This window comes from Streptomyces sp. NBC_00224 (assembly GCF_041435195.1).
Taxonomy (GTDB): Bacteria; Actinomycetota; Actinomycetes; order Streptomycetales; family Streptomycetaceae; genus Streptomyces.
In genome coordinates this window covers 4,187,070-4,209,848 of sequence record NZ_CP108106.1, presented here as the reverse complement: position 1 = coordinate 4,209,848, position 22,779 = coordinate 4,187,070, and the positions used below count along the sequence as shown (strand labels likewise).

Sequence of the window (22,779 nt, the reverse complement as noted above, 5' to 3'; positions counted from 1 at the left end):
GCGGTTAGTGTGCTGCGCATGACTCAGTCGCCCACAAGGATCACCAAGGCTGTCATTCCGGCGGCAGGCCTCGGCACCCGGTTCCTGCCGGCCACCAAGGCCACGCCCAAGGAGATGCTGCCGGTCGTCGACAAGCCCGCGATCCAGTACGTGGTCGAGGAGGCGGTCGCCGCCGGTCTCTCCGACGTACTGATGGTCACGGGACGCAACAAGCGTCCCCTGGAGGACCACTTCGACCGCAACTACGAGCTGGAGGAGGCCCTCTCCCGCAAGGGCGACGAGGCCCGGCTCGCCAAGGTCCGGGAGTCCAGCGACCTCGCCGCCATGCACTATGTGCGCCAGGGCGACCCCAAGGGCCTGGGCCACGCCGTGCTGTGCGCCGCGCCCCACGTCGGTGAGCAGCCCTTCGCGGTGCTCCTCGGCGACGACCTCATCGACGCGCGCGACCCGCTGCTCTCCCGGATGGTGGAGATCCAGGAGCGCGAGGGCGGCAGTGTGATCGCCCTGATGGAGGTCGAGCCGTCCCAGATCCATCTGTACGGCTGCGCGGCCGTCGAGCCCACCGGCCACGGCGACGTCGTACGGATCACCGGCCTGGTGGAGAAGCCCGACCCTGCGGACGCGCCCAGCAACCTGGCCATCATCGGCCGGTACGTCCTGGACCCCGCGGTCTTCGCGATACTGCGCCAGACCGAGCCGGGCCGCGGCGGCGAGATCCAGCTCACCGACGCGCTCCAGCAGCTGGCCGCCGACGAGAAGGTCGGCGGTCCGGTGCACGGCGTGGTCTTCAAGGGCCGCCGCTATGACACCGGCGACCGCGGCGACTATCTGCGTGCCATTGTCAGACTCGCGTGCGAACGTGAAGACCTGGGCCCGGACTTCAAGGCCTGGCTTCGCAGTTACGTGACCGAGGAGATGCAGACACCTTGAGCAACACGATCTGGTCGGTCGACGAGCACCTGGAGGACGTCCTCGCCGCCGTGGAGCCGCTCGAACCCATCGAGCTGCAACTGCCCGACGCCCAGGGCTGCGTCCTGGTCGAGGACGTCACGGTGCCGCTCGCGCTGCCCCCCTTCGACAACAGCTCGATGGACGGGTACGCGGTGCGCGTCGCCGACGTGGCGGGCGCCAGCGAGGAGTTCCCCGCGGTACTGACCGTGATCGGCGACGTCGCCGCGGGCAGCGGCGAGCTCCCGGCCGTCGGCCCCGGCGAGGCCGCCCGGATCATGACCGGTGCCCCGCTGCCGCCCGGCGCCGAGGCCGTCGTCCCGGTCGAGTGGACCGACGGCGGTACGGGCGGGGGCGCGGCCACCGGGATGCGCGCCGCCAGCGACGCGCCCGAGGGCGCGAGCGGCGAGGTCCGGGTGCACCGGCCCGCCGAGGCCCGCGCCCACGTCCGCGCGCGCGGCAGCGACGTGCAGGCGGGCGACCTCGCCCTGGCGGCCGGGACGGTGCTCGGCCCGCCCCAGATCGGCCTGCTCGCGGCGATCGGCCGCGGCACTGTGAAGGTCCGCCCGCGCCCGCGCGTGGTCGTCGTGTCGACCGGCAGCGAACTAGTCCAGCCCGGCGAGAAGTTGGCCGAGGGCCAGATCTACGACTCCAACAGCTTCGCGCTCGCCGCCGCCGCGCGCGACGCGGGAGCGATCGCCTACCGGGTGGGCGCGGTCACCGACGACGCCGAGACGCTGCGCCAGACCGTCGAGGACCAGCTGATCCGCGCCGATCTGCTGGTGACCACCGGCGGCGTGAGCGTGGGGGCGTACGACGTCGTCAAGGAGGCGCTGTCCTCGGTGGGCGACGAGGACGAGCCGGGCAGCGGCATCGACTTCCGCAAGCTCGCCATGCAGCCCGGCAAGCCCCAGGGCTTCGGCTCGATCGGCCCCGACCACACCCCGCTGCTCGCCCTGCCGGGCAACCCGGTGTCGTCGTACGTCTCCTTCGAGCTGTTCGTACGCCCGGCGATCCGCACCCTGATGGGCCTGCCGGACGTGCACCGGCCACGCGCGCGTGCCGCGCTCCGCGTCGACAAGGCGCTCTCCTCCCCGGCGGCCCGGCGCCAGTTCCTGCGCGGGACCTACGACGCGCGGGAGTCGGCCGTCACGCCGGTCGGCGGCTCGGGATCGCATCTGATCGCCGCCCTCGCCCAGGCGGACTGCCTGATCGTCATCCCCGAGGACGTCACTTCGGTGGAGCCCGGCTCCGAAGTGGAGGTGGTCCTGCTCGGCTGACCGGGCCGGGGTGGCGGTAGCGTGTCTGCCCACACAGGCCGGACCGGGAGCGCCACACCATGAGTACGCAAGGCAGGCTGACCCACATCGACGAGGCGGGCGCGGCCCGTATGGTCGATGTCTCCGAGAAGGACGTGACGGCCCGCACCGCGCGCGCGAGCGGACGCGTACGCGTCTCGCCGCGCGTGATCGAGCTGCTGCGCGGCGAGGGCGTGCCCAAGGGCGACGCCCTGGCGACCGCCCGGATCGCCGGAATCATGGGCGCCAAGCGCACCCCGGACCTGATCCCGCTCTGCCACCCGCTCGCGGTGTCCGGGGTGAAGCTGGACCTCACGGTCGCGGACGACGCGGTGGAGATCCTGGCGACGGTGCGGACCACCGACCGCACGGGCGTCGAGATGGAGGCGCTGACCGCCGTGTCGGTGGCCGCCTTGACCGTCGTCGACATGGTGAAGGCCGTGGACAAGGCGGCCGTCATCACGGACGTGCGGGTCGAGGAGAAGACCGGCGGCAAGTCCGGCGACTGGTCCCGCCCCGAGCCGGAAGAGGCCACACCGTGACGACGCCGGGTGCGCCGGACGGCGCGGCGGCATCGAGCCGGACGCCCCCCGCCGCGCCCGGCCGGGCGCAGGCTCCGGGCCGCCCCGGAGTGGAGAACGCGCCGCCGTTCCCCGGCGACTCGGCAGGGCTCGGCGGGGCGCTGCTCGCCCCGTACGCCGCGCTCGTCGTCACGGCCTCCAACCGCGCGGCGGCCGGTGTGTACGCGGACCGGGGCGGCCCGATCCTCGCCGAGGGCCTGGCCGGGCTCGGCTTCGCCGTGGACGGGCCGCTGGTCGTGCCCGACGGCGACCCCGTGGAGCAGGCGCTGCGCGCGGGCGCGGCGGCCGGCTACGACGTCATCGTCACCACCGGCGGCACCGGCATCTCACCCACCGACCGCACCCCCGACGCCACCCGACGCGTCCTCGACTACGAGGTCCCCGGCATCCCGGAGGCGATCCGCGCCGAGGGCCTGGCGAAGGTCCCGACCGCCGCGCTCTCGCGGGGGCTCGCCGGGGTCGCGGGCGGGCACACGCTGATCGTCAACCTGCCGGGCTCCACCGGCGGCGTCCGTGACGGACTGGCCGTCCTGGAGCGGCTGCTGGTGCACGCCGTCGACCAGATCCGGGGCGGCGACCACCCCAGACCCGTGGGGAGCCCAAGCTGAACGTCCCATCATGGCCGGTCGAGCTGGCGGACGGCGATGTGCTCCTCCGCCCCATAAAGCTGCGCGACCAGCGGGTCTGGCGCGAGGTGAACCGGCGCAACCGTGAGTGGCTGCGGCCCTGGGAGGCGACCATCCCGCCGCCCGCGCCCGGCGCCCCGCCCGCCCAGCGGCCCACCTACCGGCAGATGGTCCGGCATCTGCGCGCCGAGGCGAACGCGGGCCGGATGCTGCCCTTCGTCATCGAGTACCAGGGCCACCTGGTCGGCCAGCTCACGGTCGCCGGGATCACCTGGGGTTCGATGTGCTCGGGGCACGTCGGCTACTGGGTCGACCGCGAGGTGGCGGGCCGCGGCGTCATGCCGACGGCCGTCGCGCTCGCCACCGACCACTGCTTCCGTACGGTCGGACTGCACCGCATGGAGGTCTGCATTCGCCCCGAGAACGGGCCGAGCCGACGGGTCGTGGAGAAACTCGGATTCCGCGAGGAGGGGCTGCGCCCGCGCTATCTCCACATCGACGGCGGATGGCGGGACCATCTGGTGTACGCGCTGACGGCGGAAGAGGTGCCGGAGGGACTGCTGTACAGGTGGAAGCAGGCGCGCCGGGCGCACCACGAGAAATGAAATAAACGTTCGAATTCGATCGCCGTATGACCGTGAACCGATCTGAAGAATCACAAAAAAAGCCAGTGATATCAGCCAGATCGTGCGACACACCGGCTCAATTGGCGTATCCCTTCGCGCCCGTCCCTCTACCGTGTGGGGTGTGAGCAGCAGCGGCCTCATTTACGCAGTCATCGTCGGGGCCTGGGCCGCCTACTTGGTGCCGATGTGGCTCCGCAGGCAGGACGAGCTCAACGAGGCCCGTCCGACGGAACGCTTCAGCACCGCCATCCGGCTGCTGTCCGGACGGTCGGCCATGGAGCGCCGGTACGCCAGGGAGCTGAGGCAGCGAGGTTCCGGCGAACCCGTCCCCGACGCCGAACCGGACGCGCCCACGGAGTCCCTCGCGGACCCCGGCAAGGGCGTCGACGTCCGGGACTTCGCCGTGCCCCGACAGCACCCGACGGGTGCCGGGGCGAAGCGGCCGGGCGGACGCGAGGAGCCGCGTCCGGAGGAGGCGCGCCCCGAGGACCCGCACCACCAGGAGTCTGACCGCCAGGAGCCGCACCACGCGGAGTCCCACCACCAGGATGCGCGTTCCGAGGAGCGCCGCGGTGGCGGGCGCCGTGGTGAGGAGCGACCCGGGGGCGTGCGGCAGGCCGACGGGCTCCGGCGCAACGGCCGTTCCGCGGACGCCGCCGAGCGTGCTCGGCGCGCCCGGCGCAGCGCGGTCCTGGCGCGCCGCCGCCGTACGACGGTGATCCTCTTCCTCACGTTCACGCTGGGCGCGGTCGTGGCGGCGGTGGGCGGCCTCGGCTTCCTGTGGGTGCCCGCGGTCCCGGCCGTACTGCTCAGCGCGTACATCGTGCATCTGCGGGCGCGGGAGCGGCGGCGGTTCGCGTTCGTCATGGACCGGCGCCGTGCCGAGGTGGCCGCGCAGCGGCTGCGTGAGCGCCAGCCGCGCCGCCAGCCGGCCGCCGCCGTGGAGACCGAGGACGAGCCGGAGCCGCATCCGGCTCCCGAGCCCGAGCCCGTCGTCTCCCCGCAGGAGGCCGACCGGCGCGCCCTGGTCGAGCAGACCGACCACGCCGAGTGGGTCGACCAGCAGCGCGAGCGCGGCCCCGAGCGCGGTGACAGCTGGGAGCCGGTCCCGGTGCCGCTTCCTACGTATGTGACGGCCCCGGTCGCCCCGCGCGCCACCGGCAGCATCGACCTGGGCGCCCCGGACACCTGGTCCTCGGCCCGCTCCTCCACCGCGGACCCGACGGTTCCGGCTCCTCCGGCGCCGCGTCGGCGCACCTCGCCGAGCAGCCGCCGGACGCCGCTCTTCGACCAGTACGCGGACGACGACCGCCCCCGCGCGGCCAACGAGTGACACCCGTCTCGCTGACCAGCGGGGACCGGATTTCCGAGCACCCCTCTCGGGGTGCTAATGTTTCACCCGTTGCAAGGGCCTGTGGCGCAGTCTGGTAGCGCACCTCGTTCGCATCGAGGGGGTCAGGGGTTCGAATCCCCTCAGGTCCACAACAACAGGGAAGAGCCCCTGTCGGAGAAATCCGGCAGGGGCTCTTCTCATGTGTCCGGACGGTGTGTTGGGGCGGTGTGTTCGGGCCGTCCGTCGGGCGGCCCGAAGTCGTCACGGCGTCAGGGGCTTCGCGTAGCAGATGCTGTTGTCGTGGAAGCGGTAGTGGCCGAACTTCCCGCAGGGGGAGTAGCCGCTGGAGGCGTAGAGGGCTATCGCCTCCGGCTGCTGGTCGCCGGTCTCCAGGACCATGCGGGTGCGGCCCGCGGCGAGGGCGTCGGCCTCAAGGAGGGCGAGGATGCGGCGGGCCAGGCCCAGGCCGCGCGCTTCCGGTACGACGTACATCCGCTTCAGCTCGGCGTCGCCGTCCGAGTAGCCCTGGTCGTTCTTGTCCTGGGTGCGCCAGCCGCCGGTGGCGACCGGGTGGCCGTCCTCGTCGTACGCGATCAGGTAGAGCCCGTTCGGGGGCGCGAACATGGTGGCGTCGAGCGGAGTGGCGTCGCCCTCGTCCGTGTAGCGCTCGATGTATTCGAGCTGCACCTGGTCGTTGAGCTTCACGGCGTCCGGGTGGTCGTACCCCCGCGTACGGATATTCATGCGCACTAGCGTACTTCTATGCAGGCGATCACGGTGACCGGGTCGGTATGGTGCCCCGGTGCTCACTGTTACCACTGTGAATGTAAACGGGCTCCGCGCCGCCGCCAAGAAGGGTTTTCTGGAGTGGCTGGCCGGGTCCGACGCCGACGTCGTGTGTCTCCAGGAGGTACGGGCCGAGCCGCAGCAGCTCACCGCCGAGGTGCGTGAGCCCGAGGGGTGGCACGTCGTGCACGCGCCCGCCGCGGCCAAGGGTCGGGCCGGAGTCTCCCTCTACACGCGCCGCGAGCCCGAGCGGGTGCGGGTCGGGTTCGCCAGCGCGGAGTTCGACGGCAGCGGGCGGTACGTGGAGGCCGACCTGCCCGGCGTCACCGTCGCCAGCCTCTATCTGCCGTCCGGTGAGGCCGGGACCGAGAAGCAGGACGAGAAGTACCGGTTCATGGGGGAGTTCCTGCCGTATCTGAAGGAGCTCCGGGCCCGCGCGGCGGCCGACGGGCGCGAGGTCGTCGTCTGCGGCGACTGGAACATCGCCCACCGCGAGGCCGACCTCAAGAACTGGCGGGGCAACAAGAAGAACGCGGGCTTCCTGCCGGAGGAGCGCGAGTGGCTCTCCCGCGTCCTCGACGCCGCCGACGGCGGATACGTGGACGTGGTGCGCGAGTTGCACCCCGAGGAGGAGGGGCCGTACTCGTGGTGGTCGTACCGCGGGCGGGCCTTCGACAACGACTCGGGCTGGCGCATCGACTACCAGATGGCCACGTCGGGCCTCGCGGCGCGCGCGGTCAAGGGGTACGTGGAGCGGGCCGCCTCGCACGAGGAGCGGTGGAGCGACCACGCGCCGGTGACGGTGGTGTACGGGCCGTAGGGGCCTCTGCGCACATGTGGAAGCGGCGCACCCGGGCCAACCCGGGTGCGCCGCCTCGTGCGCGCGCAGCGCGGAGCGTCAGGCGTCGTAGTCCATGTCGAACTTGTCCTGTGCCTCCTGCGCGGCCCGCTGGGCCTCGTCCGGGGCCTGCTGGGCCTTCTGCTGGGCCTGCTGCGAGCGCTCCTGCTGCTGGCCCTTCTTCGAGCTCATCGCCTGCTTGCCCTGCTGCTGGGCCTGCTTCGCCTTGTCCTGGAACTGGTCCTTGATGCCCATCGAGTTCACTCCTGATGAGGGGGTGTGGAGGGCCGGGGTGCCGGGGCTGTTCCCGCGGCTCCTCCGGGCCTCGACCAGCGTGGCACGGGCGGACATACGGCGCATTTCGATCAGTTACGGAAGGTCACGGAGCGTGCGTTCCTGCTCGTCGGCGGCCCCGCCCGCACCCACGAGCCCCCGCCCGACACTCGCGAGCCGGGGCTCGAAGCGCCGCATCTCGCGCTGGCCCACGGCCCCGATGACCGCGGGCAGATAGCCGCGCACCGACTGCATCCCCCGCAGCCACCACTGCGCGTACACGTGCGAGGAGCGGCGCTCGATGCCCGCCACGATCCGGTCGACGGCCGGGCCCAGCGGATACGTGCGGTTGGACGGCCACGGCAGCCGCTGGCGCAGCTCGCGCATCACGTCGTCCTGGTCCGCGCCGCGCACCATGTCCGTGTCGGTCCAGGACAGATACCCGACCCCGACCCGTACGCCCTTGTAGCCCACCTCGGCGCGCAGGCTGTGCGCGAAGGCCTCCACGCCCGACTTGGACGCGCAGTACGCCGTCATCATCGGCGCCGGGGTGATCGCGGCGAGCGAGGCGATCTGGAGGAAGTAGCCGCGGCTCTCCATCAGTACGGGCAGGAAGGCCCGCGCCGTGACCGCGCCGCCGATCAGGTTCACCTCGATGACCCGCCGCCACGCGTCCGGGTCGGAGTCCACGAACGGCCCGCCCGAGGCGACGCCCGCGTTGGCGACCACGATGTCGACCTTGCCGAACCGCTCCTTGACCTCCTGCGCGACCCGGGCCATCGCCTCGTGGTCGGTGACGTCCGCGAACCACGTCTCCGCCTCGCAGTGCAGCCGCGCGGCCACCCGCTTCAGCTCGTCCGGCTCCAGGCCGACCAGGGCCACCTTCGCGCCGCGCGCCGACAGTTTGCGCGCCAGCAGCTCGCCGACGCCCCGGGCCGCGCCCGTGACGACCGCGACCTGCCCCTCCAGGCTCACCCTGCTCATGCCACGTCCTCCTCGACCGTCACATACGTACGAACCAGTTCACGGATGCGTTCCGTGACGACCTCCGGTGCCTCCACCGGGGTCATGTGCCCGACGCCGGTGAGCTCGGTGAGCCCCACGCAGACGGGCAGCGCGGCCGCGATCCGCCGGGCGTGCACCGGCGGGGTGAGCCGGTCGGCCGTCCCCGCCACCACGGCGGTGGGCACCCTCAACTCCCGTACCAGGGCGTCGATGTCGAGCTCGGCCAGCACCTGCGACCAGGAGTGGCGGGGGCTGCGGCCGCAGCCGTGCACGATCCTGGCGCACGCCTCGATCCGGTCCGGCGCGGCCCCCGGGCCCATCGTCGCGTACCGCAGGATCTTCTTGGCCACCGGCGTGACCGGCCCGAGCGGGGCCTTCGAGCCGAGGACGGCGCCGGTCAGCCGGGTGCGCAGCCGGCCCGGCCGCAGCGGCACCACCAGCGACTCGGCGACCAGCCGTGAGCTGCCCGTGGAGCAGAGCAGCACCGCCGCCGCGTGCTCCCGCAGCCCGGCGCGCCGGGCCGCGGCCATCAGCGTCATCCCGCCCATGGAGTGCCCGGCGAGCACCGCCCGCTCGCCCGGCGCGAGCGTCGCGTCGAGCACCGCCTCCAGGTCGTCGGCGAGCGCGTCGGTGGAGCAGACGGCGCTCGCGGCCGTACGGCCGTGGCCGCGCTGGTCGTAGACGACGACCCGGTGGTCCTCGGCCAGGGCGCGTATCTGCGCGGCCCAGAAGGCGGTCGAGCAGGTCCAGCCGTGTGCGAGGACGACGGCCGGGGCGCCCTCGGGCCCGTGCACCTCGACGTGCAGCCGGGCGCCGTCGGCGGAGACGGCGGTGAGCGTACGGGCGGGGTCGGGCGGGGCGAAGGGGCCCGAGGTGACGTGCGCGGGGCGGCGCGGGGAGCTCGTGCGGCTCATGAGGCCACCGCCTCGGGGGCACCGGCGCCGGACGCCTTGCGGCCCTTGCGCGGCTTCGGCGCCGCCGGGGCGGGCTCGGCGGCCCGGGCGCGGACCACCTCGTACTCCCCGAGGTCGACCTCGCGGACCGCCTTGCGGAACTCGCCGGTCGTGCCGGGCCAGATGGTGGTGTTGCGCCCGCTCGCGTCCAGGTACCAGCTGGTGCAGCCGCCGGTGTTCCACACGGTCCGCTTCATGCGCTCCTGGACGCGCCGGTTCCAGGCGCCGACGGCGGACGGCCGGGCGGCGAGCGCGACGCGGCCGCCGAGGACGTCCAACTGCCGCAGATAGTCGGCCATATAGCTGAGCTGCGACTCGATCATCAGGATCATCGAGGAGTTCCCGAGACCGGTGTTGGGCCCGATGATCGTCATCCAGTTGGGGAACCCGGCGGCGGTGGCGCCGCGCAGCGACTCCATGCCGCCCTTCCACGTCTCCGCGAGCGTGCGCCCGTCCGCGCCGACCACGCGGTCGGCGATCGGCATGTCGGTGACGTGGAACCCGGTACCGAAGATGATCGCGTCGACCTCGGTCTCGGTCCCGTCGGCCGCCACCAGCGTGGAGCCGCGCACCTCGCTGAGCCCGGAGGCGACGAGGTCCACATTGGGCTTGGCGAGCGTCGGGTAGTACTCGCTCGACAGCAGGATCCGCTTGCAGCCGATGCGGTAGTCCGGTGTCAGCTTGGCGCGCAGGGCCGGGTCCTTGATGGCCCGGGCCATGTTCCGCTTGGCCAGCGACTCGACGAGGCCCAGCTCGTTGGGGCGCTTGGTGAACGCGCTGACCTGCAACTCCCGGATGCCCCACAGCAGTCCGCGGCGCGCGGCCCCGGTGAACGGCAGCTGCCGGTGCAGCCAGCGCTCGGGCGCGGTGATCGCCCGGTCCACACGCGGCATGACCCAGGGCGGGGTGCGCTGGAAGAGCGTGAGGTTGCGGACCCGCGGCTGGATGGCCGGGACGATCTGGATCGCGGAGGCGCCGGTGCCGATCATGGCGACGCGCTTGCCGCGCAGGTCGTAGTCGTGGTCCCAGCGGGCGGAGTGGAAGACCTTGCCGGGGAAGGAGTCGAGGCCGGGGATCTCGGGCATCTTGGGGTCGGAGAGCGGCCCGGTCGCGGAGACGACGACATCGGCGTGGAAGGTGGCGCCGTTGGCGCACTCGACGACCCAGTACAGCTGCTCGCCGTCCCACCGCATCATCGTCACTTCGTGGTCGAAGCGGAGGTGGGAGCGCAGCCGGAAGGTGTCGGCGACGTGCTCCAGATAGGCCCGGATGTGCTCCTGCCCGGAGAACGTGCGCGGCCAGTCCGGGTTGGGCGCGAAGGAGAACGAGTACAGATGGGACGGTACGTCGCAGGCGCACCCGGGATAGCTGTTGTCCCGCCAGGTCCCGCCGACCGACCCGGCCCGCTCCAGGACGACGAAGTCGGTGATCCCCTCCCGCCGCAGCCGGACCGCGGCCCCGAGCCCACCGAATCCGGACCCGATCACCGCCACCCGTACGTGCTCGGGCTCGCGCTCGTGCTGGACCATGCCACCGCCTCCATGCAGGACGTCTGTGCGGAGAGTCTCTATGACGCGCGACTCTGCCAGTAATCACTGGCACAGTTGGGAGAGTAGAGCAGCGGCATACCGAGCGGTAGGGGTCCGGCCGGGGAAAGTTACTGGCGGTACAACATAGGCTGGCGGGCGTGGCAGACGGAGGAGACGGCAGCGCACCCGGGGGCGACACCCCCGCCCCGCCCCGCGAGTACCGCATGGAGGAGCTGGCCGCCAAGGCCGGCATCACCGTGCGCACGCTCCGGTTCTACCGCGAGCGCGGCCTCATCCCGCCCCCGCGCCGCGAGGGCCGCATCGCCTGGTACGACGACCACCACCTGGCCCGGCTGCACACCATCGCTGCGCTCCTCGAACGCGGCCACACCCTCTCCGGCATCGCCGACCTGACCGCCGCGTTCGAGTCCGGCCGCGACGCGGGCGAGGCGCTCGGCCTGGTCGAGCCGACCGAGGAGACCCCGGTCCGGCTCACCCCCGAGGCCCTCGCGGACCACTTCGCGGGCCAGGTGACCCCGGAGAACCTGGCGGCCGCCCTCGACCTCGGCTATCTCGCGGTCGACGGCGAGGAGATCGTCCACATCAGCCGCCGCCTCCTCGACGTCTCGGCCGCGCTGGTGCGCGAGGGCATCCCGCTGGCCGCGGTCCTGGCGGCGGGCCGCGAGGTCCGCGCCCATGCGGATGCCCTGGCCCGGCTGTTCGTCGACCTGCTGCACGCCCACGCGTCCGATACGGACCTGGACCGCCTCCGCCCGCTGGCCAAGCACGTGGTCGAGGCGGAACTGTCCTTGGCGATGGACCGCCGACTGGCGGACGGGTCCTGAGCGGTACGGAATTCGTCTGCGGGCCGGTGGTGGGTTGCTCGCGCAGTTCCCCGCGCCCCTAAAGGAGCGCCCCGCAGGGGCGCATCTCAGGGGCGCGGGGAACTGCGCGACCAGCCCACCACCGGCCCGCAGACAAAGACCGCACCACTCACCTCGGTGGAAGGTCCGGCCGTCGCCGGTCCGGGGTGTTCGTATACCCGGGCGGCGTGGCCGCCGGGGTGCCCGTCAGGAGGTCCAGCGCCAGCTGCACCGCGTCGTCCAGCTGGGCGTGGCGGCCCTCCGCCCAGTCCAGCGGGGTGCGCAGGATCTCCAGGTCCGGCTCGACCCCGTGGTTCTCGATCGCCCACTCGTACGTGTCGAACCAGGCCGCGTTCATCGGCACCGTGATCACCGTGCCGTCGCCCAGCGTGTGGCGCCCGGTCATGCCGACCACGCCGCCCCAGGTGCGCTGGCCGACCACCGGGCCGAGCTTGAGGAGGCGGAAGGCCGCCGTGATCATGTCGCCGTCGGAGGAGGTCGCCTCGTCGGCCAGGGCCACCACCGGGCCCCGAGGAGCGTTCGAGGCGTACGAGACCGGCTGGGCGTCGCGCGTCAGATCCCAGCCGATGATCTTGCGGGTGAGCTTCTCGATCACCAGCTCGCTGATGTGGCCGCCCGCGTTGCCGCGTACGTCGACGATCAGCGCCGGGCGGGACATCTCCAGACGCAGATCCCGGTTGAACTGGGCCCAGCCCGAGCCGCCCATGTCCGGGATGTGCAGATAGCCGCACCTCTCGCCGCTCAGCTCCCGTACCACCGCACGGCGCTTGGCCACCCAGTCCTGGTAGCGCAGCGGGCGCTCGTCGACCAGCGGGACCACGGCGACCCGGCGCGAGCGGCCCTCGCCCTCGGCGGGCTGGAAGGTGAGCTCCACGGTGGTGCCGCCCGAGCCCGCGAGCAGCGGGTACGGGCCCGCCACCGGGTCCACCGGGCGGCCGTCGACATGGGTGAGCACCGCGCCCTCGCGGATGCCGGTGCCGGCCAGCGGCGAGCGGGCCTTGGAGTCGGAGGAGTCGCCGGGCAGGATGCGCCGGACCATCCAGCCGTCCTCGCGGTGGACGAAGTTGGCGCCGAGCAGGCCCTGGGGGCGCTGGTAGTGGGGCGGGCCCTCGTTCCTGCGCGCGGCCGAGACGTACGCGTGCGAGGTGCCCAGCTCGCCGAGGACCTCGCGCAGCAGATCCGCGAACTCGTCGGGGGAGGCGACCCGTTCGACCAGCGGGCGGTACTGGTCGAGGACCGCCTTCCAGTCGATGCCGCACATCTGCGGCTCCCAGAAGTACGCGCGGATGATCCGGCCCGCCTCGTCGTAGGCCTGGCGCCACTCGGAGGGCGGGTCGGCCTCGTGGAGGATGCGGCGCAGATCGAGGTAGACCGTGGAGTCGGTGTCGCCGGACTCGGTGGCGGGCACGGCCCGCAGCTCGCCCTCGTCGACGACCACCAGCCGGCTGCCGTCGCCGCTCACCGCGAACCAGTCGAGGTGGTCGACGAGTTCGGTCTTGCGCGCCTTGGTGATGTCGAAGTGCTCCAGGGTCGGGCGGCCCGAGGTGTCCGCCGGGTTGGCGAAGGTCTCGCCCAGCGCGCCCGAGATGGGCCAGCGCAGCCACACAAGGCCGCCGCCGGAGACCGGGTTCAGCGCCGAGTACTTGGAGGCCGCCACCGGGAACGGCGTCACCCTGCTCTCCAGGCCCTCCACCTCGACCGTCACCGTGCCGTCGCCCGAGTCGTCCAGCGGGTCGAGCCCGCCCGCCGCCGGGCGGCCGTCGGGCAGCAGCGCGAAGGGGGAGGGGGTGGCCGAGGAGAGCGGCACCAGGTAGGGGCGGCAGCCGAGCGGGAAGGAGAGGTCGCCGGTGTGGACGTCGTAGACCGGGTCGAAGCCGCGCCAGGAGAGGAAGGCGAGATAGCGGCCGTCCCGGGTGAACACCGGGTTCTCGTCCTCGAAGCGGCCGTTGGTGACATCCACGATGACCCGCGCGCCCGGCCCGGAGATCCGGGCCATCTTGATCTGGCGCAGCGAGCGGCCGATGCCCGGGTGGGACCAGGTCAGCCAGCAGCCGTCCGGCGAGAACGCCAGGTCGCGGACGGGTCCGTTGATCGAGCGGATCAGTTCGGTGACCTCGCCGTTGGACTCCTCGGTGGCGTCGATCAGCAGCAGCCGGCCGTCGTGCGAGGCGATCGCGAGGCGTTCGCCCTCCGGGTCGGAGAGGAGCTCCTGGACCCGGCCGAGCTCGCCGGAGGCCAGGCGCCTCGGCTCGCGCTCGCCACTGGCCCGGGGCAGGTAGGCGATCTCCACCGCGTCCTCGCCGTCCGCGTCCGTCACGTACGCCACCTGGCCGCCGGTGCCGAGCATCTCGGGCAGGCGGACCCGTACGCCGGCGGTGTCGGTGATCGTGCGGGCCGGGCCGTCGCGGTGGGTCAGCCAGTACAGGCTGCCGCGCACCACGACCGCGCTGGCCCGGCCGGTCGTGTCGACCGAGAGCGCGTCCACGTGACTGGCGGCGGGCACCTGGTACGTACGCCGTCCGGCGCGCGGGCCGCCCAGGCGCACGTCCAGACGGCGCGGGGCCGAGTCGGGGGTGAGCGCGTCGACGATCCACAGGTCGCCCGCGCACTGGTAGACCACCCGGCGCCCGTCCGAGGAGGCGTGCCGGGCGTAGTACTCGTCGTGGTCGGTGTGGCGGCGCAGGTCGGAGCCGTCGGGCAGACAGGAGTAGAGGTTGCCGACGCCCTCGTGGTCGGAGAGGAACGCGATGCGGTCCGCCACGAACATCACCGAGTCGAGATGGCCGCCGATGTCCGGGAGCAGCCGCTCGCCGTGCAGCCACAGCCGGCCCATGGCGCCGCCCCGGTAGCGCTTCCAGGCGGCGGGCTCGTGCGGCGGCTTGCCGGTGAGCAGCAGGGTGCGGCGCTCGCCGTCGAGGTCGGTGACCGCGATGTCCGAGACCGGGCCCCAGGGCAGCCGCCCGCCGGGGGAGCCGTCGGCGGGGACGCTGTAGGCCCAGGAGAAGTACGAGAAGGGCTGGCCGTGGGAGGAGACGGCCAGGATGTGGCCGTCCGGGGTCCAGCCGCAGACCCGGGTGTCGGTGGAGCCCCAATAGGTCAGCCGCCGGGCCGGGCCGCCGTCCACCGGGGCCAGATGGATCTCCGGGTCCAGGCTGCGCCAGGTCGTGTAGGCGATGTGCTTCCCGTCGGGGGAGAACCGTGGATGGCTGACCTTGGTGCGGTCGACGGTGACCCGCCAGGCCCGCGAGGGGCTGTGGCCGGCCGGGACCAAGGGCGCGACCCACAGGTCGTCCTCGGCGGCGAAGCAGATCAAGTCGTCGTGCAGATGCGGGAAGCGGAGGTATGCGCCCTCGGTCACGGGCGCCGGCTGCTGGTCGTCCTCGCGTGCGTCGCTCACTCGTCAATGCTTTCCGCGCGACGGGGGTGCGGCAACTTATGGCGGCTTGACAGTTGTGGCACAGAACACAAGCGAAACGGTTTCGTTTCGCTCAGCCGGACCGATATCTTCGAACGAGTACGAAACCGTTTCGTTCGGATGGGAGGTCGAGAAATGGCAAGCAGGCTCACCGCCGAACGTGAGGCAGAGCTGTACAAGTCGGTGCTCGACCTGCTGCGCGAGGTCGGCTACGACGCCCTGACGATGGACGCCGTCGCCGCCCGTACCCGCTCCAGCAAGGCCACCCTCTACCGTCAGTGGGGGAACAAGCCGGAGCTGGTCGCGCGGGCGCTGCGGCACAACAAGCCGGTCGGTCTCCACCAGATCGACACCGGCTCGCTGCGCCGCGACTTCCACGAGCTGGTCGGTCTTGAGGACGACTGCAAGCTGGAGGAGGACTCCGCGCTGATGCGGGGCCTGATGCGCGCCGTCCACGACAACCCGGACCTCCACCAGGCGCTGCGCGAAGTGCTGATCGAGCCGGAGATCACCGGCCTCGACCAGGTGCTGCGGCGCGCGGTGGAACGCGGCGAGGTCCGCGCGGACTGTCCCGCGCTCCCCTACGTCGTACACATGCTGGTCGGCGCCTTCGTCGCCCGGATGCTCGTCGAGGACAAGCCGGTGGACAAGGCCTTCCTCGGAAACTACATCGACGCCGTGGTCCTCCCCGCCCTCGGCGATCCCGTCTAGCTCCCCACCAACCTGCCCCACCTGACGTACGCCGCTCTCGTCGTCGGGCTGGTTATCCACGCCCTGTTTCCATCGACCCGACCGGGAGTACGCCCTCGTGGCCACGTTCCTCTACCGACTCGGCAGGTTCGCCTTCCGGCGCCGCCGCTATGTCGCCCTGGTGTGGGTGGCGCTGCTGTTCCTCGCCGGATTCGGCGCCGCGTCCGCCTCCACTCCTTCCGCCAGCTCCTTCTCGATGCCGGGAACGGAGGCCCAGAAGGCCTTCGACCTGCTCGAACAGCGCTTCCCGGGGGGCAGCGCCGACGGCGCCACCGCCCGTATCGTCTTCAAGGCCCCGGCCGGCAAGACCATGAACGACCAGGTCGGCAAGGACCAGGTCGCCAAGGTCGTCGCCGACCTGCCCAAGGGCTCCGACCAGGTCTCCTCGGTCACCGACCCGTACCAGGCCGACGCCGTCTCCAAGGACGGCTCGACCGCGTACATATCGGTGAAGTACAAGGTCAACGGAATGGCCTTGGAGGACGCCGACCGCAAGGCGCTCGAAGACTCGGGCAAGGCCGCCGAGAAGGCCGGGCTCACCGTCGAGATCGGTGGTGACGCGCTCCAGGCCAGTCCCGAGACGGGCTCCGGCGAGATCATCGGTGTGGTGATCGCCGGCATCGTGCTGATGATCACCTTCGGCTCGCTGATCGCGGCCGGGCTTCCGCTGGTCACCGCCATCATCGGCGTCGGCATCGGCGTCTCGACCATCACCGCGCTCGCCAACGTCCTGGACCTCGGCAACACCACCTCGACGCTGGCCTCGATGATCGGCCTCGCGGTCGGCATCGACTACGCGCTCTTCATCGTCTCGCGCTACCGGGCCGAGCTCCGCGAGGGCCGCGACCGCGAGGAAGCGATAGGCAGGGCCGTCGGAACCGCCGGTTCCGCGGTCGTCTTCGCCGGTCTCACCGTCGTCATCGCCCTGTGCGGCCTCGCGGTCGTCAACATCCCGATGCTCACCAAGATGGGTGTGGCCGCGGCCGGTACGGTCGTGATCGCGGTCCTGATCGCGCTCACCCTGATCCCGGCGGTGCTCGGCTTCACGGGCAAGCGCGTCTTCGGCCGCCGCACCCGCAAGAAGATGGAGGCCGGCACGGTCGAGGCCCCCACCGAGGCCAAGCCGAACATGGGCACCCGCTGGTCCAGCCTCGTGCTGCGCAAGCCCGTCTGGGTGCTGCTCGCCGGTGTGATCGGGCTCGGCGTCATCGCCGTCCCGGCCGCCTCCCTGGAGATGGGTCTGCCCGACGACGGCTCGCAGCCGACGTCGACGACCCAGCGCCGCGCCTACGACTCGCTCTCCGACGGCTTCGGCCCGGGCTTCAACGGCCCGCTGATGATCGTCGTGGACGGCGCCAAGGCCGGCGGTGCCAAGGCCGCGGCCGACCGCACCGCGGACACCATCAAGAAGCTGCCGAACGTCGCCGAGGTCATGGCGCCCGCCCTCAACAAGGAGGGCGACACCGCGACCATCACGGTGGTCCCGAAGTCCAAGCCGTCCTCCAAGGACACCGAGGACCTGGTCCACTCGATCCGGGACGCGGGCAAGGACATCAAGTCCGAGACCAAGGCCGAGGTCCTGGTCACCGGCGCGACCGCGATGAACATCGACTTCTCGCAGCGCATGAACGACGCCCTGCTGCCCTATCTGGCGCTCGTGGTGGGCCTGGCCTTCCTGCTCCTGATGGTGGTCTTCCGCTCGATCCTGGTTCCGCTGAAGGCGGCCCTCGGCTTCCTGCTGTCGGTGGTCGCCGCCCTCGGCGCGGTCGTCGCGGTCTTCCAGTGGGGCTGGCTCGGCGGGCTCTTCGGGGTGGAGAACCCCGGCCCGATCATGTCGATGATGCCGATCTTCATGGTCGGTGTGGTCTTCGGTCTGGCCATGGACTACGAGGTCTTCCTCGTCACCCGGATGCGCGAGGCGTACGTCCACGGCGAGCGTCCCGGCCAGGCGATCGTGACCGGTTTCCGGCACGGCGCCCGGGTGGTCACGGCCGCCGCGGTGATCATGATCGCGGTCTTCTCCGGCTTCATCGGGGCCAGCGACCAGATGATCAAGATGATCGGCTTCGCCCTCGCGATCGCGGTCTTCTTCGACGCCTTCGTGGTCCGTATGGCGATCGTTCCGGCGGTGCTCGCGCTGCTCGGTTCGAAGGCCTGGTGGCTGCCGGGCTGGCTCGACAAGATCCTGCCCAACGTCGACGTCGAGGGTGAGGGCCTGAAGGCCCACGAGGCGAAGGCGTCCGACGGCGACGACGACCGCGAGCTCGCGCGCGTCTGACCTGTCACCCGTCACCCGTAACGCCGAGCCGGCCCCTACGCATCACGCGTAGGGGCCGGCTCTTTCGTTGCGTACGTCCGGCTACGCCGGGGCGATTAGGCTCGGCCGCTCGGCGCGGGGGTCACGCTGTACGTCTGCCGCAGAAAGCGGACCAGCGGGGAGCTGTCGAACTGGACCACCGCGACGCCGTCCGGGGAGTGGAACTCCAGGACGGTCTGGGCCCGGCCGCACGGCCAGACGACGATGTCGCCGCGGCGGGTGGGGCCGCGCAGCCCGGCCTCCAGGAGCGTGCGCGGGAGGACCCACTCGTTGCCCCCGGGGAACTCGAAACGCACGGTCAGCGGGTCCTCGGCGGGGTCGTAGCGCAGGGCGACCGGAACGGGGCGGTGGTGGGGAGCGTCCGAGACGATCCTCGCCCGGGTGTGTTCCTCGACGGCGGGGGACATCAGTCGCTCCTCACACTCGCGCTGCGCAGGCTTTCGCGCTCTCTGTCATCAAATGTCGCATATTTCGCGGGGCGCGCCGGGCGTGAGAACGGTTGGTAAATCTCACTCACGCGCTCTTGCGAGTCGTTCGCAGGTGCACGACTATCATCGAGCGGTTCAGTCGCACAGTTCCAGCCATCCAGGCCCAAGCGGAGACCACCCATGCATGTCCCGGACGGATTCATCAACGCCCCCGTCTCCGCGATAGCCGGAGTAGGCGCGGCGGCCGCCATCGCGGTCAGCCTGCGCGGGGCCCGACGTGAACTCGACGAGAAGACGGCCCCACTCGCGGGTCTGGTCGCGGCGTTCATCTTCGCCGTGCAGATGCTGAACTTCCCCGTGGCGGCCGGCACCAGCGGCCATCTGCTCGGCGGGGCGCTCGCGGCGATACTCGTCGGTCCGTACACCGGCGTCCTCTGTGTCTCCGTCGTACTCCTCATGCAGGGCATCCTTTTCGCCGACGGCGGCCTCACCGCGCTCGGCGTCAACATCACCGACATGGCGATCGTGACGACGGTCGTGGCGTACACCGTCTTCCGCGGCCTGGTGAAGATGCTGCCCCGCAGGCGGGGCTCCATCACCGCGGCCACCTTCGTCGCCGCCCTCCTCTCCGTCCCGGCCGCCGCCCTCGCCTTCACCGCGATCTACTCGGTCGGCGGCACCACCGACGTCCCCATCGGCAAGGTGCTCACCGCGATGGTCGGCGTGCACATCCTGATCGGCATCGGCGAGGCCGCGATCACGGCGCTCACCGTGGGCGCGGTCATCGCCGTACGGCCCGACCTCGTCCACGGGGCCCGTGGACTGCACGCCCCGCTGAAGCTCCGCGTGGGCGGCGAACTGGTCGACGCCCCCGCTCCCGAGCCCGTACCCGCCGGGGCCCGCTCCACGCACAAGGTCCGCGCCGCGTTCGTCGTCGCCGCCCTCCTCGTGGCGGGATTCTTCTCCTTCTACGCGTCCGCCTCGCCCGACGGCCTGGAGAAGGTGGCCCACGACAAGGGCATCGACACCCAGGAGAAGAAGCACGCCACCGAGGGCTCGCTGCTCGCGGGCTACTCGGTCAAGGACATCGGCAACGACCGGCTCGCCACCGGCCTCGCGGGCATGACCGGAGTCGCGGTGACGGTCGGCGTCGGCAGCGGGATCTTCTGGCTGGTGCGCCGCCGAGGCGCCACCGCGGCCGAGGCCACGCCCACCGCGGTGCCCCAGACGGAGAAGGTCTGACATGGGCGCGGGCCACGCGCACAAGATGTACCGGCAGGACGCCTCGCCGGTCCACGAGCTGCCCCCGCACTGCAAGATCGCGGCCGTCTTCCTCTTCGTCATCGTGGTCGTCTCGACCCGGCGCGAGGCGATCTGGGCCTTCGGGCTGTACGCGATGCTGATCGGCACGGTGGCGGGCGCGGCCAGGATCCCGGTGGGCTTCCTGCTCAAGCGCCTGCTCATCGAGGTCCCGTTCGTGGCGTTCGCCGTGCTGATGCCGTTCGTGGTGCCGGGCGACCAGGTGCACGTGCTCGGCCTGTCGATGAGCGAGAACGGGCTGTGGGGCGCGTGGAACGTACTGGCCAAGGGCACGCTCGGGGTCGCCGCCTCGGTGATTCTGGCGTCCACCACGGACCTGCGGGCCCTGCTCCTCGGCCTCCAGCGGCTCAAACTCCCGTCGCTCCTGGTCCAGATCGCCTCGTTCATGATCCGCTACGGCGATGTGATCACGGACGAGATGCGCCGGATGTCGATCGCCCGCCGCTCGCGCGGCTTCGAGGCGAAGGGCCTGCGGGCCTGGAGCGTCCTCGCCAAGTCGGCGGGCGCGCTGTTCATCCGCTCGTACGAGCGTGGTGAGCGCGTACATCTGGCCATGGTCAGCCGTGGGTACGCGGGTTCGATGCCGGTCATCGACGATGTGACGGCGACCGGTGCGCAATGGCGTTACGCGGCGGTGCTCCCCGCGTCGGCTCTGGTCATCTGTCTCTTGGGGTGGACCCTGTGAACACATCTGCAACTGCCTCCGCGCCCGCTTCGCTGCACGTGAGCGGGCTCGCCTTCGCCTACCCCGACGGCCACCAGGCCCTGTTCGGCGTCGATCTGACGGTGGGGCGAGGCGAGCGGGTCGCGCTGCTCGGACCCAACGGCGCGGGCAAGACGACCCTGGTCCTGCACCTCAACGGCATCCTGACGGGCGGCGCGGGCTCGGTGACGGTGGCCGGGCTCCCCGTGGAGAAGCGGAACCTGGCCGAGATCCGGCGCCGCGTCGGCATCGTCTTCCAGGACCCCGACGACCAGCTCTTCATGCCCACGGTCCGCGAGGACGTGGCGTTCGGCCCGGCCGCGTCGGGGATGCGCGGGGCGGAGCTGGAGGCGCGGGTGCACAAGGCGCTGGAGCGGGTGGGGATGGCGGAGTACGCGGACCGGCCCCCGCACCACCTCTCCTTCGGCCAGCGCCGCCGGGTCGCGGTGGCCACCGTGCTCGCGATGGAGCCGGAGATCCTGGTCCTGGACGAGCCGTCGTCGAACCTGGACCCGGCGTCCAGGCGCGAACTCGCCGACATCCTGCGGGCGCTGGACGTCACCGTACTGATGGTCACGCACGACCTGCCGTACGCGCTGGAGCTGTGCAGCCGGTCGGTGATCCTCAGCGGCGGGACGATCGCGGCGGACGGCAAGACGGCGGACGTCCTGTCGGACGACGAACTGATGCGCACGCACCGCCTGGAGCTGCCGTTCGGCTTCGACCCGAGGACGGCGGCGGCGAAGGCGTAACCGCTAGGTGAAGGCGTAACCGCTACCCGATCGCCTCCCGGACCGCGCGCACCAGGGCCTGGGCGCGCGGGTCGGCGGTGACGCCCTTCTGGTGGCCGTTGGTGACGTAGCCGAAGGCGATGCCCGACTCCGGGTCGGCGAAGCCGAGGGAGCCGCCGCTGCCCGGGTGGCCGAAGGAGCCGGGGCCAAGGAGCGGGGACGCCGGGCCGTGCAGCATGAAGCCGAGCCCGAAGCGGGTGTTGACGACGAGGACTCGGTCCGGCCCCGCCGACTCCTCCGTACGGGCGAGGGCGACCGTCGCCGGGGCGAAGAGGCGGCGCCCGTCCACCTCGCCGATGGTCGCCGCGTAGATGCGGGCGAGGCCGCGGGCGGTGGATATGCCGGCCGCGGCGGGGAGTTCGGCGGCCCGGAAGGCGGGGTCGTTCTGGTCCGGGAGCGGGTCGATGGCGCCGAAGGCGCGGCGGGTGAGGGAGTCGGGGTCGGCGTAGGCCGCGGAGACGGCGGGCTTGGGCCGAAGGGTGATGGCGCCGGGGACGTGGGGCGCCTCGACGGACCCCACGCGCCCCACCCGCTGGGCTTCCTCCCCAGGCAGCCCGATCCAGAAGTCGGCGCCCAGCGGCCGGGCGATCTCCTCCGCGACCCAGCGGCCGAGGGTGCGGCCGGTGACGCGGCGGACGAGCTCGCCGAGGAGCCAGCTGTACGTCTGGGCGTGGTACCCGTGCCCGGTCCCCGGCTCCCAGAACGGGGCCTGCGCGGCGACCGCGGCCGGGCCGGACTCGCCGTCGGCGGCCTCGGCGGGGGTGAGGGGCCGGTCGAGGGCGGGGACGCCGGCGCGGTGCGAGAGGAGGTGGCGGACGAGGGTGCGCTCCTTGCCCTTCGCCTTGAACTCGGGCCAGTACGCGGCCACGGGCGCGTCCAGGTCCAGCTGGCCGCGCTGATGGAGGAGGAGGGGGACGGCGGCGGCTATGCCCTTGGTGGCCGAGCGGACGATCTGGGCGGTGTCGACGGCCCAGGGCGCCCGGCCGTCGACGTCCTTGGTCCCGCCCCACAGGTCGACGACCTTTTGCCCGTCCCGGTACACGGCGACGGCGGCGCCGTGGTCTCCGCGGTGGGTGAAGTTACGGACGAAGGCGTCCCTGACCGCTTCGTACCCCGGGTCCACCGAGCCCTGCACGTCCACGCCCGCTCCCACGTTCTTGGCTACGCGTCCGGTCCATTGAACGTGGTGGACCGGGAAGATTCTTCCCCGGGGGCTCGGCCCCCAGATCCCCCGTTCGCCTGCGGGCTCGGTGGGGGCTGATCGCGCAGTTCCCCGCGCCCCTAAAAATGCGGATGCCGCGCAGCGGCACTCAAGGGGCGCGGGGAACTGCGCGACCAGCCCACCACGGTCCGCAGACGAAGCACCCGGCCGCCC

General features: G+C 72.1%; 21 protein-coding genes and 1 tRNA gene. 14 read left to right on the top strand and 8 right to left on the bottom strand.

Features of this window, described 5'->3' with window-relative positions:
• Positions 1-18 precede the first annotated feature (18 nt).
• The 7 genes from galU to OG965_RS18565 all read left to right on the top strand — a co-directional run bounded on the left by galU (position 19) and on the right by OG965_RS18565 (position 5,561).
• A complete protein-coding gene (gene galU, locus OG965_RS18595) occupies positions 19-930 on the top strand; it encodes a UTP--glucose-1-phosphate uridylyltransferase GalU (protein WP_371653203.1) in 912 nt (303 codons plus the stop codon).
• Positions 927-2,228 carry a gephyrin-like molybdotransferase Glp gene (gene glp, locus OG965_RS18590; protein ID WP_371653202.1) on the top strand — a complete coding sequence of 434 codons (1,302 nt, stop codon included), beginning with the start codon at positions 927-929 and terminating at the stop codon, positions 2,226-2,228. The genes galU and glp overlap by 4 nt, the downstream gene beginning before the upstream one ends.
• A gap of 59 nt (positions 2,229-2,287) precedes the next feature.
• Positions 2,288-2,788: a cyclic pyranopterin monophosphate synthase MoaC gene (gene moaC, locus OG965_RS18585; protein ID WP_371653201.1), complete on the top strand. Its 501-nt coding sequence runs from the start codon at positions 2,288-2,290 to the stop codon at positions 2,786-2,788.
• Positions 2,789-2,928: 140 nt separating this feature from the next.
• Positions 2,929-3,435, top strand: coding sequence for a molybdenum cofactor biosynthesis protein B (locus OG965_RS18580; RefSeq protein ID WP_371656980.1), 507 nt, complete (start codon positions 2,929-2,931; stop codon positions 3,433-3,435).
• Complete coding sequence (locus OG965_RS18575) at positions 3,432-4,058, top strand: GNAT family N-acetyltransferase (RefSeq protein ID WP_371656979.1); 627 nt, start codon at positions 3,432-3,434, stop codon at positions 4,056-4,058. Before OG965_RS18580 ends, OG965_RS18575 begins: the two co-directional genes overlap by 4 nt.
• 142 nt (positions 4,059-4,200) lie before the next feature.
• A complete protein-coding gene (gene glpR, locus OG965_RS18570) occupies positions 4,201-5,412 on the top strand; it encodes a gephyrin-like molybdotransferase receptor GlpR (protein WP_371653200.1) in 1,212 nt (403 codons plus the stop codon).
• 75 nt (positions 5,413-5,487) lie between these two features.
• A tRNA-Ala gene (locus OG965_RS18565) sits at positions 5,488-5,561 on the top strand.
• A 112-nt stretch (positions 5,562-5,673) separates the two neighbouring features.
• Here the strand turns inward: OG965_RS18565 and OG965_RS18560 are convergent.
• A complete protein-coding gene (locus tag OG965_RS18560) occupies positions 5,674-6,156 on the bottom strand; it encodes a GNAT family N-acetyltransferase (protein WP_371653199.1) in 483 nt (160 codons plus the stop codon).
• Positions 6,157-6,214: 58 nt separating this feature from the next.
• Between OG965_RS18560 and OG965_RS18555 the strand changes: the two genes are divergently transcribed.
• A complete protein-coding gene (locus tag OG965_RS18555; RefSeq protein WP_371653198.1) occupies positions 6,215-7,018 on the top strand; it encodes an exodeoxyribonuclease III in 804 nt (267 codons plus the stop codon).
• Positions 7,019-7,096: 78 nt separating this feature from the next.
• Here the strand turns inward: OG965_RS18555 and OG965_RS18550 are convergent, their stop codons facing one another.
• The 4 genes from OG965_RS18550 to OG965_RS18535 are packed head-to-tail and all read right to left on the bottom strand — an operon-like array spanning position 7,097 to position 10,796.
• A complete protein-coding gene (locus OG965_RS18550) occupies positions 7,097-7,387 on the bottom strand; it encodes a hypothetical protein (RefSeq protein ID WP_371653197.1) in 291 nt (96 codons plus the stop codon).
• 18 nt (positions 7,388-7,405) lie between these two features.
• Positions 7,406-8,293 carry an SDR family oxidoreductase gene (locus OG965_RS18545; RefSeq protein WP_371653196.1) on the bottom strand — a complete coding sequence of 296 codons (888 nt, stop codon included), beginning with the start codon at positions 8,291-8,293 and terminating at the stop codon, positions 7,406-7,408.
• Positions 8,290-9,228: an alpha/beta fold hydrolase gene (locus tag OG965_RS18540; RefSeq protein WP_371653195.1), complete on the bottom strand. Its 939-nt coding sequence runs from the start codon at positions 9,226-9,228 to the stop codon at positions 8,290-8,292. The genes OG965_RS18545 and OG965_RS18540 overlap by 4 nt, the downstream gene beginning before the upstream one ends.
• On the bottom strand, positions 9,225-10,796 hold the full coding sequence (locus OG965_RS18535; protein ID WP_371653194.1) for a flavin-containing monooxygenase: 1,572 nt from the start codon (positions 10,794-10,796) through the stop codon (positions 9,225-9,227). Before OG965_RS18535 ends, OG965_RS18540 begins: the two co-directional genes overlap by 4 nt.
• A gap of 224 nt (positions 10,797-11,020) precedes the next feature.
• Between OG965_RS18535 and OG965_RS18530 the strand changes: the two genes are divergently transcribed.
• Positions 11,021-11,641, top strand: a complete 621-nt coding sequence (locus OG965_RS18530; RefSeq protein WP_371656978.1) for a MerR family transcriptional regulator — start codon at positions 11,021-11,023, stop codon at positions 11,639-11,641.
• A 148-nt stretch (positions 11,642-11,789) separates the two neighbouring features.
• Here OG965_RS18530 and OG965_RS18525 read toward each other — a convergent pair whose 3' ends face one another.
• The gene (locus OG965_RS18525; protein WP_371653193.1) at positions 11,790-15,077 is read right to left on the bottom strand and encodes a S41 family peptidase; all 3,288 of its coding nucleotides are present in this window, start codon (positions 15,075-15,077) and stop codon (positions 11,790-11,792) included.
• A 153-nt stretch (positions 15,078-15,230) separates the two neighbouring features.
• On the opposite strand from OG965_RS18525, the gene OG965_RS18520 reads away from it, so the two are divergent.
• A complete protein-coding gene (locus OG965_RS18520; RefSeq protein WP_371653192.1) occupies positions 15,231-15,806 on the top strand; it encodes a TetR/AcrR family transcriptional regulator in 576 nt (191 codons plus the stop codon).
• A gap of 97 nt (positions 15,807-15,903) precedes the next feature.
• Entirely contained in the window at positions 15,904-18,123 is a 2,220-nt protein-coding gene (locus OG965_RS18515; RefSeq protein ID WP_371653191.1) for an MMPL family transporter, read from the top strand.
• 95 nt (positions 18,124-18,218) lie between these two features.
• On the opposite strand, the gene OG965_RS18510 is transcribed toward OG965_RS18515, so the two are convergent.
• A complete protein-coding gene (locus tag OG965_RS18510) occupies positions 18,219-18,569 on the bottom strand; it encodes an SsgA family sporulation/cell division regulator (protein ID WP_371653190.1) in 351 nt (116 codons plus the stop codon).
• A 201-nt stretch (positions 18,570-18,770) separates the two neighbouring features.
• On the opposite strand from OG965_RS18510, the gene OG965_RS18505 reads away from it, so the two are divergent.
• Genes OG965_RS18505 through OG965_RS18495 form a run of 3 tightly spaced genes read left to right on the top strand, consistent with a single transcriptional unit; the run spans position 18,771 to position 21,365 of the window.
• Entirely contained in the window at positions 18,771-19,832 is a 1,062-nt protein-coding gene (locus tag OG965_RS18505; RefSeq protein WP_371653189.1) for an energy-coupling factor ABC transporter permease, read from the top strand.
• A 1-nt stretch (position 19,833) separates the two neighbouring features.
• A complete protein-coding gene (gene cbiQ / locus OG965_RS18500; RefSeq protein WP_371653188.1) occupies positions 19,834-20,595 on the top strand; it encodes a cobalt ECF transporter T component CbiQ in 762 nt (253 codons plus the stop codon).
• The gene (locus tag OG965_RS18495) at positions 20,592-21,365 is read left to right on the top strand and encodes an energy-coupling factor ABC transporter ATP-binding protein (RefSeq protein WP_371653187.1); all 774 of its coding nucleotides are present in this window, start codon (positions 20,592-20,594) and stop codon (positions 21,363-21,365) included. Before cbiQ ends, OG965_RS18495 begins: the two co-directional genes overlap by 4 nt.
• Positions 21,366-21,387: 22 nt before the next feature.
• Here the strand turns inward: OG965_RS18495 and OG965_RS18490 are convergent, their stop codons facing one another.
• Positions 21,388-22,545, bottom strand: a complete 1,158-nt coding sequence (locus OG965_RS18490) for a serine hydrolase domain-containing protein (protein WP_371653186.1) — start codon at positions 22,543-22,545, stop codon at positions 21,388-21,390.
• Positions 22,546-22,779: the final 234 nt, after the last annotated feature.

Excerpts from the sequence above, each read along its gene's own strand:
- galU (WP_371653203.1), top strand. The coding sequence starts at position 19 with ATGACTCAGTCGCCCACAAGGATCACCAAGGCTGTCATTCCGGCGGCA.
- moaC (WP_371653201.1), top strand. The coding sequence starts at position 2,288 with ATGAGTACGCAAGGCAGGCTGACCCACATCGACGAGGCGGGCGCGGCC.
- OG965_RS18560 (WP_371653199.1), bottom strand. The coding sequence starts at position 6,156 with ATGAATATCCGTACGCGGGGGTACGACCACCCGGACGCCGTGAAGCTC.
- OG965_RS18550 (WP_371653197.1), bottom strand. The coding sequence starts at position 7,387 with ATGTCCGCCCGTGCCACGCTGGTCGAGGCCCGGAGGAGCCGCGGGAAC.
- OG965_RS18545 (WP_371653196.1), bottom strand. The coding sequence starts at position 8,293 with ATGAGCAGGGTGAGCCTGGAGGGGCAGGTCGCGGTCGTCACGGGCGCG.
- OG965_RS18540 (WP_371653195.1), bottom strand. The coding sequence starts at position 9,228 with ATGAGCCGCACGAGCTCCCCGCGCCGCCCCGCGCACGTCACCTCGGGC.
- OG965_RS18535 (WP_371653194.1), bottom strand. The coding sequence starts at position 10,796 with ATGGTCCAGCACGAGCGCGAGCCCGAGCACGTACGGGTGGCGGTGATC.
- OG965_RS18530 (WP_371656978.1), top strand. The coding sequence starts at position 11,021 with ATGGAGGAGCTGGCCGCCAAGGCCGGCATCACCGTGCGCACGCTCCGG.
- OG965_RS18520 (WP_371653192.1), top strand. The coding sequence starts at position 15,231 with ATGGCAAGCAGGCTCACCGCCGAACGTGAGGCAGAGCTGTACAAGTCG.
- OG965_RS18510 (WP_371653190.1), bottom strand. The coding sequence starts at position 18,569 with ATGTCCCCCGCCGTCGAGGAACACACCCGGGCGAGGATCGTCTCGGAC.
- OG965_RS18505 (WP_371653189.1), top strand. The coding sequence starts at position 18,771 with ATGCATGTCCCGGACGGATTCATCAACGCCCCCGTCTCCGCGATAGCC.
- cbiQ (WP_371653188.1), top strand. The coding sequence starts at position 19,834 with ATGGGCGCGGGCCACGCGCACAAGATGTACCGGCAGGACGCCTCGCCG.